Source organism: Paenibacillus sp. FSL R5-0517 (assembly GCF_037974355.1).
Taxonomy (GTDB): domain Bacteria; phylum Bacillota; class Bacilli; order Paenibacillales; family Paenibacillaceae; genus Paenibacillus.
Genome location: NZ_CP150235.1, coordinates 2,242,404 through 2,259,884, shown reverse-complemented (window position 1 = coordinate 2,259,884; position 17,481 = coordinate 2,242,404). Strand labels below are relative to the sequence as shown.

The 17,481-nt window shown below is 45.8% G+C and carries 17 protein-coding genes, 1 tRNA gene and 1 riboswitch; of the genes, 7 read left to right on the top strand and 11 right to left on the bottom strand.

The window, feature by feature from the left end; all coding sequences use genetic code 11:
* The first annotated feature begins 263 nt into the window (after positions 1-263).
* From MKX40_RS10195 to MKX40_RS10185, 3 genes are all read left to right on the top strand, one after another.
* A complete protein-coding gene (locus tag MKX40_RS10195) occupies positions 264-2,027 on the top strand; it encodes an SNF2-related protein (RefSeq protein ID WP_339241238.1) in 1,764 nt (587 codons plus the stop codon).
* Positions 2,028-2,030: 3 nt separating this feature from the next.
* A complete protein-coding gene (locus MKX40_RS10190) occupies positions 2,031-3,212 on the top strand; it encodes a YqhG family protein (RefSeq protein WP_339241236.1) in 1,182 nt (393 codons plus the stop codon).
* Between the two features lie 147 nt (positions 3,213-3,359).
* A complete protein-coding gene (locus MKX40_RS10185; protein WP_339241234.1) occupies positions 3,360-4,373 on the top strand; it encodes a hypothetical protein in 1,014 nt (337 codons plus the stop codon).
* Between the two features lie 155 nt (positions 4,374-4,528).
* Here the strand turns inward: MKX40_RS10185 and MKX40_RS10180 are convergent, their stop codons facing one another.
* Entirely contained in the window at positions 4,529-4,747 is a 219-nt protein-coding gene (locus MKX40_RS10180) for a YqzE family protein (protein WP_339241232.1), read from the bottom strand.
* Positions 4,748-4,942: 195 nt separating this feature from the next.
* On the opposite strand from MKX40_RS10180, the gene MKX40_RS10175 reads away from it, so the two are divergent.
* Positions 4,943-5,686, top strand: a complete 744-nt coding sequence (locus MKX40_RS10175) for an N-acetylmuramoyl-L-alanine amidase (protein WP_339241231.1) — start codon at positions 4,943-4,945, stop codon at positions 5,684-5,686.
* Here the strand turns inward: MKX40_RS10175 and MKX40_RS10170 are convergent.
* A complete protein-coding gene (locus MKX40_RS10170; RefSeq protein WP_339241230.1) occupies positions 5,661-6,500 on the bottom strand; it encodes a divergent polysaccharide deacetylase family protein in 840 nt (279 codons plus the stop codon). The genes MKX40_RS10175 and MKX40_RS10170 overlap by 26 nt on opposite strands.
* Positions 6,501-6,913: 413 nt before the next feature.
* Here MKX40_RS10170 and MKX40_RS10165 point away from each other — a divergent pair, with 413 nt between their 5' ends.
* Positions 6,914-8,599: a carbohydrate-binding protein gene (locus MKX40_RS10165; RefSeq protein ID WP_339241228.1), complete on the top strand. Its 1,686-nt coding sequence runs from the start codon at positions 6,914-6,916 to the stop codon at positions 8,597-8,599.
* Between the two features lie 92 nt (positions 8,600-8,691).
* Here MKX40_RS10165 and MKX40_RS10160 read toward each other — a convergent pair.
* Positions 8,692-8,776: transfer RNA gene (locus tag MKX40_RS10160), tRNA-Leu, on the bottom strand.
* Between the two features lie 164 nt (positions 8,777-8,940).
* A complete protein-coding gene (gene pelA / locus MKX40_RS10155; RefSeq protein ID WP_339241225.1) occupies positions 8,941-9,903 on the bottom strand; it encodes a pectate lyase in 963 nt (320 codons plus the stop codon).
* A 418-nt stretch (positions 9,904-10,321) separates the two neighbouring features.
* Positions 10,322-10,453, top strand: a riboswitch (cyclic di-AMP (ydaO/yuaA leader).
* A gap of 5 nt (positions 10,454-10,458) precedes the next feature.
* Between pelA and MKX40_RS10150 the strand changes: the two genes are divergently transcribed.
* Positions 10,459-10,923, top strand: a complete 465-nt coding sequence (locus tag MKX40_RS10150; protein WP_339241221.1) for a C40 family peptidase — start codon at positions 10,459-10,461, stop codon at positions 10,921-10,923.
* Positions 10,924-11,021: 98 nt separating this feature from the next.
* Here the strand turns inward: MKX40_RS10150 and MKX40_RS10145 are convergent, their stop codons facing one another.
* From MKX40_RS10145 to MKX40_RS10130, 4 genes are all read right to left on the bottom strand, one after another.
* Positions 11,022-11,351 (bottom strand): carboxymuconolactone decarboxylase family protein, encoded by a 330-nt coding sequence (locus tag MKX40_RS10145; protein WP_339243003.1) that lies wholly within the window; start codon positions 11,349-11,351, stop codon positions 11,022-11,024.
* A 141-nt stretch (positions 11,352-11,492) separates the two neighbouring features.
* Positions 11,493-11,711 carry a hypothetical protein gene (locus tag MKX40_RS10140; protein WP_339241220.1) on the bottom strand — a complete coding sequence of 73 codons (219 nt, stop codon included), beginning with the start codon at positions 11,709-11,711 and terminating at the stop codon, positions 11,493-11,495.
* A gap of 119 nt (positions 11,712-11,830) precedes the next feature.
* The gene (locus MKX40_RS10135) at positions 11,831-12,160 is read right to left on the bottom strand and encodes a hypothetical protein (protein WP_036609615.1); all 330 of its coding nucleotides are present in this window, start codon (positions 12,158-12,160) and stop codon (positions 11,831-11,833) included.
* Positions 12,161-12,257: 97 nt separating this feature from the next.
* The gene (locus MKX40_RS10130) at positions 12,258-12,839 is read right to left on the bottom strand and encodes a xanthine phosphoribosyltransferase (RefSeq protein ID WP_124113961.1); all 582 of its coding nucleotides are present in this window, start codon (positions 12,837-12,839) and stop codon (positions 12,258-12,260) included.
* A gap of 204 nt (positions 12,840-13,043) precedes the next feature.
* Here MKX40_RS10130 and MKX40_RS10125 point away from each other — a divergent pair, with 204 nt between their 5' ends.
* A complete protein-coding gene (locus tag MKX40_RS10125; protein ID WP_339241217.1) occupies positions 13,044-14,099 on the top strand; it encodes a hypothetical protein in 1,056 nt (351 codons plus the stop codon).
* Between the two features lie 128 nt (positions 14,100-14,227).
* Here the strand turns inward: MKX40_RS10125 and MKX40_RS10120 are convergent, their stop codons facing one another.
* The 3 genes from MKX40_RS10120 to MKX40_RS10110 form a co-directional block, all read right to left on the bottom strand.
* Positions 14,228-15,358, bottom strand: coding sequence for a glycosyltransferase family 4 protein (locus MKX40_RS10120; protein WP_339241216.1), 1,131 nt, complete (start codon positions 15,356-15,358; stop codon positions 14,228-14,230).
* 409 nt (positions 15,359-15,767) lie between these two features.
* Positions 15,768-16,316, bottom strand: a complete 549-nt coding sequence (locus MKX40_RS10115; protein WP_339241215.1) for a GNAT family N-acetyltransferase — start codon at positions 16,314-16,316, stop codon at positions 15,768-15,770.
* 105 nt (positions 16,317-16,421) lie between these two features.
* Positions 16,422-17,462, bottom strand: coding sequence for a hypothetical protein (locus tag MKX40_RS10110; RefSeq protein ID WP_339241214.1), 1,041 nt, complete (start codon positions 17,460-17,462; stop codon positions 16,422-16,424).
* Positions 17,463-17,481: the final 19 nt, after the last annotated feature.

Below are 17,481 nucleotides of genomic sequence, written 5' to 3'. Positions count from 1 at the left end.
AAAAACCTGAAAAAGCGAAGCGTTCGCCTAATAGCTTTCTGAAAGAAAGCTGCATCGAAAGCATACGCTATCCCCGGATTTCCCCTTCAGAAAAGGGAATCAAAGAAATCTGGGGACAACAGCGATTGGAAGGTTGTTCTGTCATCGTAGTGTTCGTGCAAATAAAATGTAGTTCAACTTGTATAGTTATGAACTCACTCTCATTCGTCCATACTATTACCTACGAATAAAACGTCATCACGTATGGCAGGGGAGGAAGCATCATGAACCGGAAAAACCCGCACCACACGAATCAACCTGTAGCCGAGCTGCCCGTTCCACTGGAATTCGATCGAAGCTGGATCAATCAGTTGGAATCACGACTGGATAAAGGGGGCCCTTGGGGAGATTACCGACTCTTTCAACTGGGCATTCAAGCCGAAGAGACCAATCTGATTCCCAATTTTGACGAAATTCAGTGTTTGAAGCATTTACAAGGCCTTACTCCACTTCCTCACCAGATGGACACTGCACGCAGAGTATTATTTGAAATGTCAGGCCGGGCCATTCTCGCCGATGAGGTGGGGCTTGGCAAAACCATTGAAGCCGGTCTCATTCTGAAAGAATATATGGTTCGGGGTCTCGTATCCAAGGTACTCATTCTCGTACCGGCTTCTCTTGTGTTGCAATGGGTACGGGAGTTGAATTCGAAATTCGGTATTCCTGCCATTGCCCAGAAAAAGGCCTATTCCTGGCAGAATGAAGTAGTCGTTGCTTCCATGGATACAGCCAAACGTGACCCCCATAAAGATATGCTGCTGAACACTGATTACGACATGATCATTATTGATGAAGCACATAAGCTCAAAAACAAGAAAACAACCAACTATCAATTCATGCTGAAATTGCGCAAAAAGTACTGTTTGCTACTCACAGCTACACCTGTGCAGAACGATATGAGTGAGCTGTTTAATCTGATTAACCTGCTGAAGCCCGGTCAGTTGGGGCGTCAGGGTGACTTTGCGGCCAACTTTGTCGTAGACAAACGGGTTCCGAAAAATCAGGAACAACTTAAGAACGAGTTATCCAAAGTGATGATTCGTAACCGCCGCGGCGAAGGCCCCGTTCAATTTACCAAACGGAACGTCTCCAACGTGAATCTGCAACTATCGCCCGAAGAACAAGCGCTTTATGATGGGGTGACGTCCTTTGTTAAGGATCAATACCAGGAAGCTGGCGGCAACCTGAGCAGCATGCTTTCCCTTGTTACATTGCAGCGTGAAGTGTGCAGTAGTCGAGATGCGGTATTCGTGACACTGGTTAATCTGTCGAAGAAACTTCCGCTGGACTCTCCCCTTCGGGACAAGATTTGGGAACTCGTTGCTCATATTAAAGCGATCAAGGAAAATACCAAAGCCGAGAAAACGATGGAGCTAATTCGGAACATGAATGAAAAAGTAATTATCTTCACCGAATACCGGGCCACGCAGGAGTATCTGCTAAACTATTTCCGTAACAATGGGCTTACAGCTGTACCCTATCGGGGTGGTATGAATCGAGGCAAAAAAGACTGGATGATGGATCTCTTCCGCGGGCGTGTGCAGGCCATGATTGCAACCGAAGCGGGTGGCGAGGGCATTAATCTGCAATTTTGCCACCATATGATCAACTTTGATCTGCCTTGGAACCCTATGCGGGTAGAGCAGCGGATCGGTCGGGTACACCGGCTGGGACAGCAAAATGATGTGAACATTTTCAACTTATCCACGTCCGGAACCATTGAGGAACATATCCTGAACCTGCTGCATGAGAAGATCAATATGTTTGAGATGGTGATTGGCGGGCTGGATGTCATTCTGGAACGGCTGGAGAAGAAGGAGTCCATTGAGAAAAGCCTGTACAAAATCATGTTGGAATCACAAAATGATGAAGATATTCGCCGTAAAATGGATTCACTTGGGCAATCACTGAACTCCATTCAACGCGAGGTTGCCGATGAAGGCCCTGCCGTCTCCGGGCTGTTAGATCTTCGCAAAGGAGGTAGCTGACCCATGACCATGACTCCCCATGAAGTGCAGGCATATGTTCTCACCTATCTGGAAGCACTCGATTGTCAGATTATGGAGCGTTCGCCTGCCCATGTTACTGTTAAACTTTCGCCTGAGGCAGACAAAGCGTTGACCAATCGCCCCTATTATTGGGGGTTCGTGGAGCGAACCGGAGCACCCGCTGAGACAATGTCCTTTACATTTATATTCGATCCTGACAGTTATCAGCAGGCCATTGAAGCAGCAGAAGCCAAAACAGCGCAAGCATCACCTGACACTGCTCAAACGAATGGCGCAACCAACGGCAGTCCTCAAGGCGAGCCACCGAAAGAAACCATTCTGGGCCGTTATTTCGGCATTACTCCATCCATGCCACTACTGGGACCAGGAAGGATATTGCGTGAAGAAGTGGTGTACGGCAGTCGCAGGCTCCAACAGATTTTTGGCGCAGCCCGTGAAGGGGGTGCCTTCGTGAATCTGTTCGAACAAGCTGCCAAACGGCAATTGCGCGCTACAGCGCCAGCCGTATATGAACCTTGGCTCGGTGTCTGTTTCAAGGTAGAGTTCGCCTGTGATTTGAAACGGGAAGAATTGCATTTTCTCGGCATCTCCCTTCGCTCAGGTGAAATTATAGAGAAGTTCGGAACCAAGCTGAATCGACGTGATCTCAGTCCAAGGCTCGCGGAGAACATGCATGTACAGACAGCCAAAGTATCGTTATCCGATGCCGGAGCTGCTCTCGAATCTCATTTGACGAACCGCTTGCTGGAACTCGATTATAGCTGGGCTGAGAAAGCCCAAGAGCGACTTGATCTGGAGCTGGACGTGTTGGATACCTATTACGAAGCAGTACTCCGGGAAGATACACCTGAAGTAGAACCCCCGGGTAACATAGCCTCAGGCGTGGAGAGTGTCCATTCTAACCGCACGTCACCTGTATCTCTGAAAAAAGTTCTGGATATAACTAACGCTAAACCCATTGGAACAGATATGGAACTGGCCGCAGAGGCCGTTGTGCCGATCGAAACCGAGACAGACGCTGAAGAAGAGAAAGCCAAACAGGCGGTTATCGATCGCGAAGCCATGAAACTGCAATACGAGACACGCCGGACCGAGATGATCTGGCAATACGAACCCAAAGTGAAAGTGACTGCGATTAGCAGCGGCATGTTTCACTTAAGATAGACGAAGACACTACTTTTCCTGCAAATGCTGGCAAAAGTAGTGTTTATTCATGATCAGCTGCCCGACAGGTTGCGGCAACCTTTGCATAGCCCGTCCCCTAGAATGAAATTAGGACCGGCTCAGGTAACGGATAAATGAAAAGTAGGTGTGAATTTGAAACAATTCTTCCATATGTGTTGGAACAACGCTCGGAAAACAGTCTTCATCTCCTTGGGCTTGCTCAGTTGTCTTGCCCTATTCTCCTTTTGGTCGATAGCCAATGCTGAAGAACAAAAAACGTCTTCACCATATCTCGCTTCATCTACAGCATATGGTCCCGAACATCATGCTTCCCAGAATGACAAACTAGCTCCCGCTGCTGTGCAACGATTTGCAGAGCAACAAGCTGCTGCACTTGGTACGGCTAACGCGGAAGCTGATTGGAAGAACGCCGACCTGGACTTCTATCCTCTGGGCCCTGGTACACATAGCTGGCTGGTGCAAGCTGCATTGGATGGGAAACCAATGGGATATATGATTATTACCGCCACAGAACAGGGACATCTGATGCTTAGTGAATATGGTCAAGGAGAGCAGTCACCATATAACAATGAACTTCTCGGACAAGCCTTGGATCGACAACATGTGAATCTTGAGGCGTTACTTGCTGGCGGAGGAGAGCTTCATCGTGGTTATGCTCTTCCCCTGCTGGCTTATTGGAAAGTGGAACAACCCAACCATCCTGCACTTTATATTGATGCTACGAATGGTGATGTATTACCCTCCGAGTTACTGAAGCTGTTGGAGGATTATTCCAAACAGGTTTCTGCGATCATAACTAAGTTATCCATAGCTCCATCGGGCACAGTCGATCCAATTCATTTGCGTCCCGTCTTCAATCCGGCTGACAATCTGTTGTGGATGACATCCAAGCCTATTGCTGCCAATCGGGCACGAGAGGTGATACAACACGGGGAGGATCAAGAAATTGTTTTCTCAGCAGATGATCGCAACGTCGTATACGGTGGTCCTCTACCCGTCAGCGGTTATCAGCTGTGGCATGCAGATCATGAAGCAGAGTCCATTCTATATGTAGCGCTTGGTGGAAAAACATCCATTCAACGCTTTGTGCCTTTGAGCACATTACAACAAGACGGTCAGTTTTACATCTTGAAGCCTTAACTGTCAGCTAACTCTACAGAGCATTCAAATAACGTTAGAACAATTAAATATCTACAACAAATAAGACGCCTTCCCATGTAATAAAGGGATTGCGTCTTTTGGTTACTCAGCAAGGCGTGTCTTTAAGCTCACTGAGTGAAATAGGTGTGCTACAGTTATCCTTTTCCTGAAGAACTTCGTTTATGAGACGGTGTATCCAGTTCCTTTTCCTTTCTCCCCACCCACAGAGATACAGCGAAGGGAATCATACCAAACCATTTCATCGCCCACGGCTCTTTCCTTTTGGCACGGTCTTTCCGCTCATCCTTCGGCGTATCGATATAATGAACAACCCGCTGCGTAATGTATTTTACCAATTCATCACTTTTGGCCATAACATCTGCCTCCTTCGCTCCTGCACATTCGCGGAGCTTACGATAGTTCTATTGTGTGCAAGATGTGTACTGGTTAAACATTTTTTTTGTTGAAAAGGGTATGAAAAACCTCAGAATGCACAGTCTAATGCCAAAGGTATCCAGACAGCCATGAATCTGCATCCGATACCTATTTCATGAAGGAGTGTGTATCCCATGTATAAGCTGCTGACCGCTTCGGTAGCCTTGTTAATCAGCTTCTATTGCCTTACCATGCTGCCCCATGTCGCAGATGGAAAAGCAGCCCCGTCCCAGAACAGTCCATCCATGCTGCCTGTGACCGATGGAGATGCTTATCGCTCAAGTCATCATGCCTTTGCAGCACCAGTTATCCTGCTCGATGTAGGCCATGGCGGTATTGACGGCGGTACGTCAGCCCAGGGTGTGCTGGAAAAAGATATCAACCTCGCCATTAGCCAAAAAGTCTATCTCCTGCTTCGCAGCAAAGGTTATGCCGTTATCATCAATCGACTTGGTGATTACGCCCTTAGTGACGACAACCGCTGGCTGAACAGCCGCTCGCGTCATACCAGAGATCTTGCCCAACGTAAGAGCCTTAGCGAAGAAGTAAGTACGGATATCGTGGTCAGCATCCATGCGAACTGGAGTCCCCGATCGTCTGCACACGGCCCCGTGGTATTGCACCAGAAGGAAGGCAGAAGCTATCTGTTAGCCCAATCCATCCAGGACGCCATGAACCAAATGTTCAAAACGGAGCACGGAGTCGTGTGGGGCAAGCCCTTTTATTTATTGAATTACGTGAAGCAGCCAGCCGTCATCGTCGAAACCGGATTTTTGAGCAATGCCGAAGACCGGGCCAGAATGAGTGACCCCGCAGAGCAAAAACGAATCGCAGAGTCTATTGCGAGCGGCATTATTTATTATCTGTCGGTAGTGTAGGGGTAGCGTGCCAGTTCCACACTTCGCGCACAAGATCGCCAATACCTACAAACTCAACCTGACCCTGCAGACGGGAAACGGATTCACGAACTACAGCTGATGTGTTCATCCCGCTATGTCCGACATGACCAATAACAACACAGGTCTCCTTGTCGATTGCACGACGAGCTGCCAGATCCATTTGCTTGCGAATGTGTTGTTTGGAGTTCTGATCATCCAGGAAAATGTCATTACCTACAGGTGGCATGTTTTTGGATATGGCCAGTTCCCCCACCACGGAGCGAAAGTTCGTACGGCTGTCTACAAAGAATAGGCCCCGCTCCTTGCATACATCGAGCACAATGGACATGATGCGTTTGTCCGAAGTAATTTTGGAACCCATATGATTGTTCATGCCAATTGCGTAGGGCACATCATCAATCGCTTTTTCCACGCGTGAGCGGACTTCCGCATCTGTCAGATTGGATGTGATTGCACCCGGGCCCAGCCATTCAGGTCTTCCTTTCTTGGGTTCCATGGGCATGTGCACAATCACATCCATCCCCTTTTCATGTGCAGCTATCGCATCTTTCTTCGTTGTTGGCAAAAAAGGCATGACTGCTACCGTAAGTTTAATTGGCATTGCCAAGATCTCTGCGGTACCTTTCATGTCGTTACCAACATCATCGATGATAATCGCTAATCGTTTATGATTCGATGTGGACTCTGAAGCTGCCGCTGTTGGCCCTCCTGCCGATATCCCTGCGCAAATTACAATCAACAATACCATGCAACCTGCAATGAATCGAAAATGCTTTCTATTTTCCATCATCATGACTCCCTCCCCGTAAGTTTCTGTGATTTCATTGTTTGATAATGAAGGGGGGAATATGTAAGCCAATGCCTTCCTTAATCACAATATCCCCACCACTGGAGACCTGTATCTTCAGAGAACCACGCCATCTCCCCGTTTTCACCTTTACAATCAGACAAGAAATGTCATTGAACTGCTAGAAAAAGAGATTAATTAGAAAAAATACTGTAATTTGTAAGGTTTTCAGTTTGGCAATTATTTAGTAGAATCAACAAATGAAAGAAGTTAATGTGTTTCATTTCTTTCCTATACTTTTTGGAAGGGGGTTTTGAAAGGGTTTACATAAAATAAATGCCAGACTATCAGCTCTTTTTATTTCCCTGGTCACGGTTTCTCTATGTAACCATTTACCATTATCGAGGAGGATGAAAGTAGTGAAATTCAAATTCAAAAAAACGATCAATGTTTTATTGGCCTGTTTAACAGCACTACCCCTGATGTTAACCCCGACACAAGTTTCGGCGGCAAGTGATGCCAACATTAATTTATCCTCGGAAAAACAACTGATCAAGGGCTTTGGGGGTATTAACCTTCCCGCCTGGATTGGTGATCTGACTCCCGCTCAACGTGAGACTGCTTTTGGTAATGACCAGAATCAGTTAGGCTTTTCAATTCTGAGGATCTACGTCGATCCAGATTCCAATAACTGGTATCGTGAAGTTGCCACAGCGAAACGGGCTATTGAGAAGGGAGCTATCGTATTCGCCTCCCCATGGAATCCTCCGAGCAGCATGGTGGAAACGTTCAACCGTAATGGAGATACCAATGCCAAACGTTTGAAATACGACAAATATGCCGCATATGCGCAACATCTGAATGACTTTGTAACCTATATGAAAAATAACGGCGTAGATCTGTATGCCATTTCTGTGCAAAATGAACCGGATTACGCGCATGACTGGACCTGGTGGACTCCACAAGAAATTCTTCGTTTCATGAAAGAAAATGCCGGGTCCATTCAAGGTACCAAAGTCATGGCACCTGAATCCTTCCAGTACTTGAAGAACATATCCGATCCAATCCTGAATGATCCGCAGGCACTTGCCAACATGGACATTCTGGGAGCACATACGTATGGAACCCAGATTTCGAACTTTGCCTATCCTCTCTTTAAGCAAAAAGGAGCCGGTAAAGAACTGTGGATGACTGAGGTATATGTTCCGAACAGTGACAACAACTCAGCAGACCGCTGGCCTGAAGCACTGGAGGTTTCCTATCACATGCACAATGCCATGGTGGAGGGTGATTTCCAGGCCTATGTGTGGTGGTACATCCGCAGACAGTATGGTCCGATGAAAGAGGACGGTACCATAAGCAAACGCGGTTATAATATGGCTCATTTCTCTAAATTCGTGCGTCCAGGCTACCTGCGAGTCGATGCAACGAAAAATCCGGATACGAACACATTTGTCTCAGCCTATAAAGGGGATAACAAAGTAGTCGTCGTGGCAATTAACCGTGGAACTTCGGCCACAAGCCAAAAATTCGTTCTGCAGAATGGTAATGCCTCCACGGTGTCCTCATGGGTTACGGACAGCAGTCGCAACCTGGCAAGCGGAGCCTCGCTTACCGTATCCAATGGAGCCTTCACGGCACAACTCCCCGCTCAGAGCGTAACAACATTTGTTGCCAACATTACTGGTGGGAATAACGGCGGAAATACAGGCAGCGGCACTACTTATGAAGCAGAGACCGGAACAACACTTACGGAAGCTGCCATTGAAACGATCTACCCCGGTTACACAGGCTCCGGGTATGTCAACTTCAATGCAATGACTGGTTCAGCCATTCAATGGAACGCTATTAACAACACGATTACAGGCACCAAAAATGTAAAGTTTCGTTATGCGCTGGAAAGCGGAACACGTAACCTCGACATTTTTGTTAACGGAACCAAAGTTATCAGCAATGAGCCCTTTCCAGCAACGGGAAGTTGGTCCACTTGGGTTGAAAAAACAATACAAGTTCCCATGAACACCGGGACCAATACCTTGAAAGTGGTTACAACGGGAACGGAAGGACCGAATATTGACAGCATTAATGTTACCGCAGCACAATAAAACATTCCGTATGGTTGATGTTAGGATAATATCAAAAAATGCAAACAAAAAAAGACTCCTCATGCGTTAGCTTGAGGAGTCTTTTTATTCGATGCGGTCGAGAGGACTCGAACCTCCACGGGGGGTTAGCCCACACGGACCTGAACCGTGCGCGTCTGCCAATTCCGCCACGACCGCATATTATATCTCCGTGATTAATCTCGGCGACAAGAAATAATATATCATGCCCAATCTATCATGTCAACACTGAAAATAATAACATGAAAGCCCGAACCAGACATGCTTGTCCATTTCGGGCTTTACCTTCAACTAATCATTTGGTTCATCAAAAAGGAGTCATACTACAGCTTGGAAGGCCAATTGCCATACCAGGCATAACCGCCTCTTCTTTCTTTATCAATGTCACTCAATTTGTATTTAACTACCCCGTCTCGTCCAATGAAAATGGGTCTATCCGTTCCTATTTCATAGAAGCGTGCCCAGATCGGTGCTGCTTTGGAATCAGCGATAATCTTGCTATCACCATTTGCCCTTTCATACTTGTAACCCGTAATTTTCACCTTGTTAAACCAGTCCTCTGCTCCTTTAATGGATGCGGTAATTTTAGCGGTAGCAGGCCTTGTTTTCAGAAATTTAACAATCGTTACACTCTCTCCAGCTGTCAGCGATGGTACTTCGTAGATTCTTGCGCTCGCTGGTTTAAGGGAACTGGAATCATGTTGTTGTCCCCATGCTGTAAGCTTCCCGCCTGAGACGACCTGAGTATTCAGAATCGCCTCCACACCTTTGGCAACTGAATTTTTACTGCGATTAGCAAGTGTACTGTCGATAAATGAGAAATCACCTTTGCGTGTTGCTACTTCATCGAGCATGATCATTACATTAATCATTGCATCATCATTGTAGGTAATATGCTTGTGATATCCAGAGCTTTGGTAGACTTGTGGCCATCCGCCGTTTGAATACTGCATATTGATCAAAAAGTTGATTCCTTTGATTGCAGCTGTGGAGTAGCGTGGATCATTCGTCTTTTTAAATTCCTTCGCCAATCTTCTAATTTCTGAATATGTAGCCTTGTTGTCAATCGTGGACTTCGCCCACTCTCCACTTGTTTGTTTATAATCTTTTCTCCAACCTCCATCCGGCAGTTGGTTCTTCAAAATATCTGAAATACTCGCTGTAGTACCCGATGCATCAGCAGCAGATACCGTCCCTACAGGGAGAACTGCAATTCCAACTGATGAGAACACCATGGCGCATGCCAGGACAAAAGTAACTATTTTCTTTGCTTTCAAATGTAACACTCTCCCATGTTCATTGTAATAACATCCACAATTCTACCTTACCTATAACGCCCGTCCTTAAACCTCCTTAATTTAAATATATAACATAATAAAATCTATTTTTATCCAATATGTGGATTGGATAATCAGATGATATGCAAAAAATCAATTTTTGTCAATATATGCAACTTAATGAATATAATCTCTTAAATTCTACATAACGGATAGTTCTTTTAACTCATGACAAACTTATTTATTTATCCAATTTCGTCTCAAACGAATCAATAATGACGTTTTTGTCATCAATGATACCCAAACTTGACGCCTTCTTTCATATAAAATCGTTAATTCCGCTAACATTGAGGTATTACGAAGGGGTTTAAAAGGGTTTGACAATTACGCATTTATGCAATATAGTTTCAAATAGTTACAAAAACTTAATTATTCATTGCCGAGTTTCAGGTTTGAAAACGGGGGAACCATTTTGGGTGAATTATTCTTATACATAGGAAATATAGGGAACCTTCTACCGAACCCTTAGCTAACTCCGTAGGCATCGAAGGGAGAACATTGATTTTGAAAAAACTGATTATCTCCATTTTTGGAGCGGCTGTACTATTTACATCCGGGGCAACAAGCACAGAGGCAAGCAGTATTAACTCCGTAGTGAACAACATGACAGGTATTCCTTACAAGTGGGGTGGCACGACTCTGGCCGGGTTCGACTGTTCCGGGTTTATGAGATATATTTTCAATAAATACAGCATTGAATTGCCACGTACTTCGCAACAGCAAGCCAAAGCAGGTACTCCAGTAGCCAAGAGCAATGTTCGGACAGGTGATCTGGTGTTCTTTAACACAACAGGCAAAGGCATTTCACATACAGGTGTTTATATCGGCGGCGGACAATTTGCACATGCATCCAGCAGCAAAGGGGTAAGCATCACCAAAATGAGCAATCCTTATTTCAATGATCGTTACGTAACAGCACGTCGGGTAACTGGACAGTTTATGTACGATAAAATGTTAGGGAAAATGTAGGTATAATATCAAAGAGGAGGCTCCGGATCAACCGGAACCTCCTCTTTTGTTTGATTTCCTCTTTAGGAGGACAGTCCTTGGACTACCTCCATCTACACTTAATGCAGCGCCTTCTGCACTCGCATCGCGCCCTGGGACAGGGCATGTCCGCCTCCTACAGCTCCGGCCACAGCAACGGTCTCCATAATCTCCTGATCTGTAGCGCCCTTGGCACGTGCTTCTTCTACATGATAGAAGGTACATACCTCATTGTTGGCGAACAAGCCAATACCAAGCGCGATGAGCTGTTTGGTCTTCGCATCAATCGCCCCAGGTTGGAAGCATTCTCCGGTAAACTCATGATACGACTTCACCACACCTGGCAGCACATCACTTAATGCTCCAATCTGATCCTTGTAGGCATGAACTTTATCATTCATCAATGTCATGTCTTGCAGCACACCCTCTCGGCTATAGTTACAGAATTTCTTCACTGTACCTATCTTCTCTCCCGAGTGAGTCAATTATGCTAAGAAATCATGGTAATTCCAAACATTTGTACGCTCATACTTCTGACATAATGATCGCTGTTACTCACCAAGTGGACTTTGCCGGGGTTCGCTGAACAACTGATAGTGGTAACCACGATCCAACTTGACGACACGTCGATTCTGACGACGGATAAGTACCTGCTCGCCATCCCAGGCAACGACAATCCCGGTTACATCGTTCGATTCCAGCTCGTCCCGTACTACTCTGACTTTCTCACCTGACAGACGCAGGGCGTCCAATTCTGTATCACTAATCATGTTCATGGCTCCTATATTCCAAATTTATTTACAAAAAGAGACCTAAATGATAAGTCATTTAGGTCTCACGTGACTGTATTGGACTGTCATGTCATTCGAAATTATGTCCCGACTGAAAGTTACCGCTGCGCGTGCTCTTTGCTGTCGTTCTTCTCGAACCAAAAATCAAGCACTTTGGCGGACATCACACGTTCTTCAAGGTACTCCACTTGATGCGGTGTAAATTGTTCTTTCCAAGAGAAGGACAACTCTTCGCATAAGCCTACAATCGTCAGTAATTCTGACCAGGCAACATAGCGTTTGTACCAGAAAAATTGAGGATGTTCAATCATATAGGGATAAAGGTCATCGAATTCCGTATGTTTACAATCCAGGGCACGTTCAAAATGAACTTTCGATTCCGCCAGCTTATCATTAAAGAATTGTTCTGTTGCCGGTTGGTTCCCCATGGTGTTGCCTCCTCTCCCTAACATAACCCCATTATAAATGAAATTAGCGGCCATGCAAAGGCATAGTTCAAAAAATAGGCCCTATTCCTTTAAAATGTCACATTTCGTTATCGTCAAATTGTACCGTCCCATCGTTCAGGGAACGAATGCGTACCAAGGCTTCCACCGGAATCCCCTGTTCACGAATCGTTCGTGCCCCTGCCTGGAAACATTTCTCTACCACAACACCGAATCCGACGAGTTCCGCACCGGAACGCTCAATGATTTTGATGACGCCACGAGCGGCATCTCCATTGGCAATAATATCATCAATGAACAAAATACGGTCATTCTCATGAATGAACTCGCGAGATACCATAATGTCAGTTACAATTCCTTTGGTAAAGGACGGTACGCGTTCACAGTAAGCATCAGGATCAGCTAGAAGTGTTTTTTTGCGACGGGCGAATACAAGTGGCACCCCAAGTTCATAGGCCGCGGCAAACGCAACCGGAATCCCTGAGGATTCTACCGTGATTACACGGGTCACTCCACTTTCACGAAAACGGGCAGCGAACTCACGCCCCATCTCCATCGTTAATGCAGGATCAATCTGGTGGTTCAACAGACCATCCAGCTTCAATACTTGATCCGAGATGACAACACCCTCTTGTAAAATTCGTTGTTTCAATAATTCCATGATTTGACCTCCCAAGCCTATCCTATGAGGTAAAAGTATCATATATCTATCTATAAGTTCAAGCGAAATTGCCTGGACGCTGTCCTTCAGACGCGATTCAAGCCAAAGCTCATGATCGATTGTCATGACTTTCGTGGGTCAAGCATACCTTGTACCATGGTACCCGCATGTCCAAACTATACAGGGTCCTGAGAGGGGAAACACATGAAACAGGCATTTCGGGTGCTGCAGATCGCATTTACATACATCGGAACGGTTGTCGGAGCCGGCTTCGCTACAGGGCAGGAAATTTTGCAGTTTTTTACCCAGTATGGCAAATGGGCCACCGTCACCATAGGCTTATCCACCATGCTCTTTGTCTGGTTAGGTACCAAAATGATGCTGATCGCCCACGATACCGGATCCCGCTCTTATGAGGATCTGAACAAACACTTATTCGGCCACAAGGCGGGCAAATGGATCACTTGGGTGACCCTTCTCATTCTCATTGGCGTGAACAGTGTCATGCTTGCCGGAGCAGGTTCCGTTTTTGTCGAACATCTCGGTTTGCATTATCAGACCGGTCTAATCGTCACACTTGTAGGGACATATCTGCTTCTCGGTCGGGGCATCCAAGCTATCCTTCAAATGAATAGCATTGTCGTGCCTATGATGCTCCTGTTATCTCTGCTCATGATCACAAGTACCATCCATCATCCGGGAGCTTCCCGATTCATCACACTGACGACAGACTCAAATCCTATTCAAGTATGGCTGTCTCCACTGTTGTACACTTCATTTAATCTGGCGTTAGCTCAAGCTGTTCTGGTGCCTGTAGGGAACCAGATTCGTAGTCGGAATGTGCTGAAGTGGGGCGGAGTATTGGGTGGAATTGGTGTAGGTTTCATGCTAATGGCAGCCCATTTTGCCATGTCGGCACAGATGCCCGGCATCATCCAATTCGAAATTCCGATGGGCAGCATCGCCTTTCAACTTGGATGGGCAGTACAATCTGTATATGTATCCCTTATTTTTATGGAAATATTCAGTACGTTTGTTGCCGATATCTATGGCATGACCTTGCAACTCAGACAACATATACGCGTTCATCCCCGTTTCATTACATTAACCATTATGCTGCTCTGTTACTCACTCAGTCAGTTTGGATTCAGTTCTCTGCTATCTATCCTTTACCCTATCTTCGGAAGTATGGCACTGTTCTGGGCAGCCAAATTGGTATTAAACCGCTGGGGTACATTTCGTGGACGCAAAAATATATAAACATGCTTATGTACTTCATGAATATGTGCATACGTTTGCTTACCACAATTCATCACTCATGCGCACACCTTTTGCATGAAAAAAAAGCCGCTGTTTAGCACAGCGGCTCGCACTTTTTGTTCTCTCTTTTAGGTCTTGCTGGGAAACTGTAGATACATCTTCTTCAGCTCATTGACTGATCTGCCGAGCGAGTAATGTGTTTTGGCTTTTTCACATGCTGAACGGGCAAGTTCATAACGATATGCCGGATCAAGCATCACCTTTTCAAGCGCTTCAGCCAGTGCAGAAGGATCTTCGGCCGGTACAAGCAACCCATTGCTACCATTCTCGATCTGTTCGGGTATTCCACCTACATCCGTACCCACAAGGGCAAGACAACTCAGCGCCGCTTCAGCGAAAACGGAACCAAATGCCTCTGCTCGTGAAGGAAGTACAAAAATATCAAAGAATGGCATGAATTCCTCAGGGTGCAGTGTGTAACCATAGAAAATGGTCTCATTATAGATCCCTAATCGCTGCGCCAATTCTTCCAGATCAGGACGAATCGGTCCATCTCCAATAATATGTAACACATAATCATGACCTCGGCCCTTGAGTTCCGCACAGGCTTTGAAAAGAATATCCAATCCTTTCGCCGGAACAAGCCGACATACCGTCACTAGCTGTGGTATCGCATTATCATGAGGAATCGGCTTAAAGCGCTTCTCATCAAATCCATTGGGAATCACACCGATGACATCAGGTTCCTTCACGTAGGGAGCCAGATAACGACGGAACGAGTCTGACACCGTCAAGAGACGCTCTGCCTGATGTTCCAGCTCACCATATATCGCAAGCAGGAAGCGATGCTCCGGTCCGTCCGTTTCAATGCGTCCATTAAGGATTAATTCTCGTTCATAACTGGAGTGAATCGTCTGAATGAGAGGTGTATCCGGGAAGACCGTTTTCATCGCAAGTCCGGCAATGGGGTGGTGAGCATGAATCAGATCATAGGGCTTCTGAATACGCAACTTGGTCCACCATAGATAATCACGATAGGTTTGAATATATTTTTGGACAACAGGACTATCCTGATATTCAGTCCAGTCAAACGTTTCGAAATGAACTTCCTCCCTGCCCTTGTTGCGAATCCGCTTCGGCAACGAGAACAGATCCATTTCCCACCTTGGGGTTGTAAATCTCTCTTGCATATACGGAATCATAGAGGATACACCTCCGGGCTGCTCCGGAGGAAAGAAAAGCGCCTGCAGCAATCTCACTGTTAGTTTCCCCCTTTCTACATACGTTCTTTCCATACATCTTCATTCATGATATACCAGAACATATGTTCAGTAAAGATACAAAATGAGAATCTCTCTCAATTGCCCATCCTATATTGCATGCATATTCATTCATTTGTTTTCTCTGATACGGCTCTGTTATCCATTATGACATAGGACAGCCGGAACATCTATATTACGATAGACACAGCAAAAATCTTGCTATTCAAACCACTCGAATTAAACAGAACTGATAAGCTTTTGTTATCACTCGTATATACAACATATTCATGAAACATGACGCTCAGAAGCAAAAGCTTTAAACCAAACCAGCAATCAACCACTTGCTGTTGTCATCAATATATATTTGATAATAATTATAATTAAAATCAGAGTACAGTCATCATGCTCAGCTCAGGAGCTCCACCGGCTTCTCATATGTACTGTAACCATCAGTCTCTCCCAAAAAAGTATACCCGTTCCGCGCGTAAAAGGCGTTTAACGTTGCGTTGTCGGCTCCGCAGTCCAAACGAACCGTATGTTTGCCTTCAAAGTGTATACCGCTGCTGGACCATTCCAATATTGCTCGTCCCAGACCGCTCTGGGCATATTTTCTTCGGATCGCCAGCCGATGCAGATAGATTGCGCCATCCTCGGCGTAAGCTTTTGAACCCCAGAGGTGAATATCCCACGGGCTTGGCTGAACCATAAGGATGACCATTCCCGCTACGTCAGCTCCTTTTTTAAATACAAACACATCCCCGCGCCGAATTGCCCCTGCCGTATCATGTGAATCTTCACCTTGAAGCAAAGCGTTCCATTGGGTAGAACCTTGGCCCTGTAACCATTCGGCTGTCTCCACCAACAGCGACATCACATCCTCCGTATCTTCGGGCTTCGCCTGAACCGCTTGAAAACCATCGTTAATATATTCGCTACTGATCCTGAATGAGTGCATATTGTTCTCCTCCGCTTCCTGAGCTCTATTAAACTAATGGTACTATACCGGGAAATGAATTTTTCGTCAAAATGAGAACAAAAAAAGGTAAAAGGCAGTTGCCTTTTACCCATCTATTCTGGCTTCATCAATAATCTGATTTCGATACAACATCGTAAGATGAAGGGTATCAAACTCCATCTCCTTGTCCAACTCCTGCATCAACACTTCGACAAGGCTCTTTCGCTGCACACTGGTTCCAGGAACCTCGTAATCAATGTATCCCGTCAGATCGGATTGAGAGGTGTCTATTGTTGCTGTTCCGACAGGCAACCCACCTCGTTCCTGAAGAAATAGCTCATACACCCGGAACTCCCGGTCCTTACGTTTCAGCATGACATAACATGCTTCTTCAGCAGCTTCCAGCTCATCCTGATCGGATTCATCCAGATCCTCAAATTCCTCGGAGAAATCGCGATGTATCCACTCTAACGTCTCGAGTTCATTCCCCTGATGCCACATGCGGATCGTAATCGTATCGATGATGTCCTCATCCAGCTCTCTGACCAGCAACTCTGCTGCGGCTTCCAATTGGTTCTCTTCCGGCTCGTCATACCAGTGTATTTCACCTTGCACATCAGCGCCATATTGTTTTAGAGAAGCTTCTGCAAGCTCCTGTCCTTCGACATCATTGAATATATAGGTGGATATGCTGCGTCCTGCGCTTACCATTTCCATCTCCAGAACCTGATCCCGATCTTCATATGTAAACGATTCGGCTTGTGAAACAGGAATTACCTTACTTTCACTGCTGTCTATATCGTCATAGCTGCCATCGTGATGATTCATATCCTCAGACGGCCACATCGTATCTGACTCAGGCTTATGCAGAACTGAGTGCAATGAGCCGCAACTAACCAGCACTTCATAATATGCAGCTTCCAACGCATCTGCAAGAGATCGGACATAGGTATGCACTTTATCCACAATAAGTTGCTCTGTGTCATCTGGCAGAGACTCCTGCTCGATCTGAAGACTGCCTGATAAACGGTCTCCTTCTCTGTACACGAGAAAAAGTGAGCCTGCATATTGACCATTGATCATCACGTCCTGCACTTCTCCACCTGATGTCCGCAGGTCTGCAACCAATTCCACATCATATTTCATCACGTGTCCTCCTCAATTC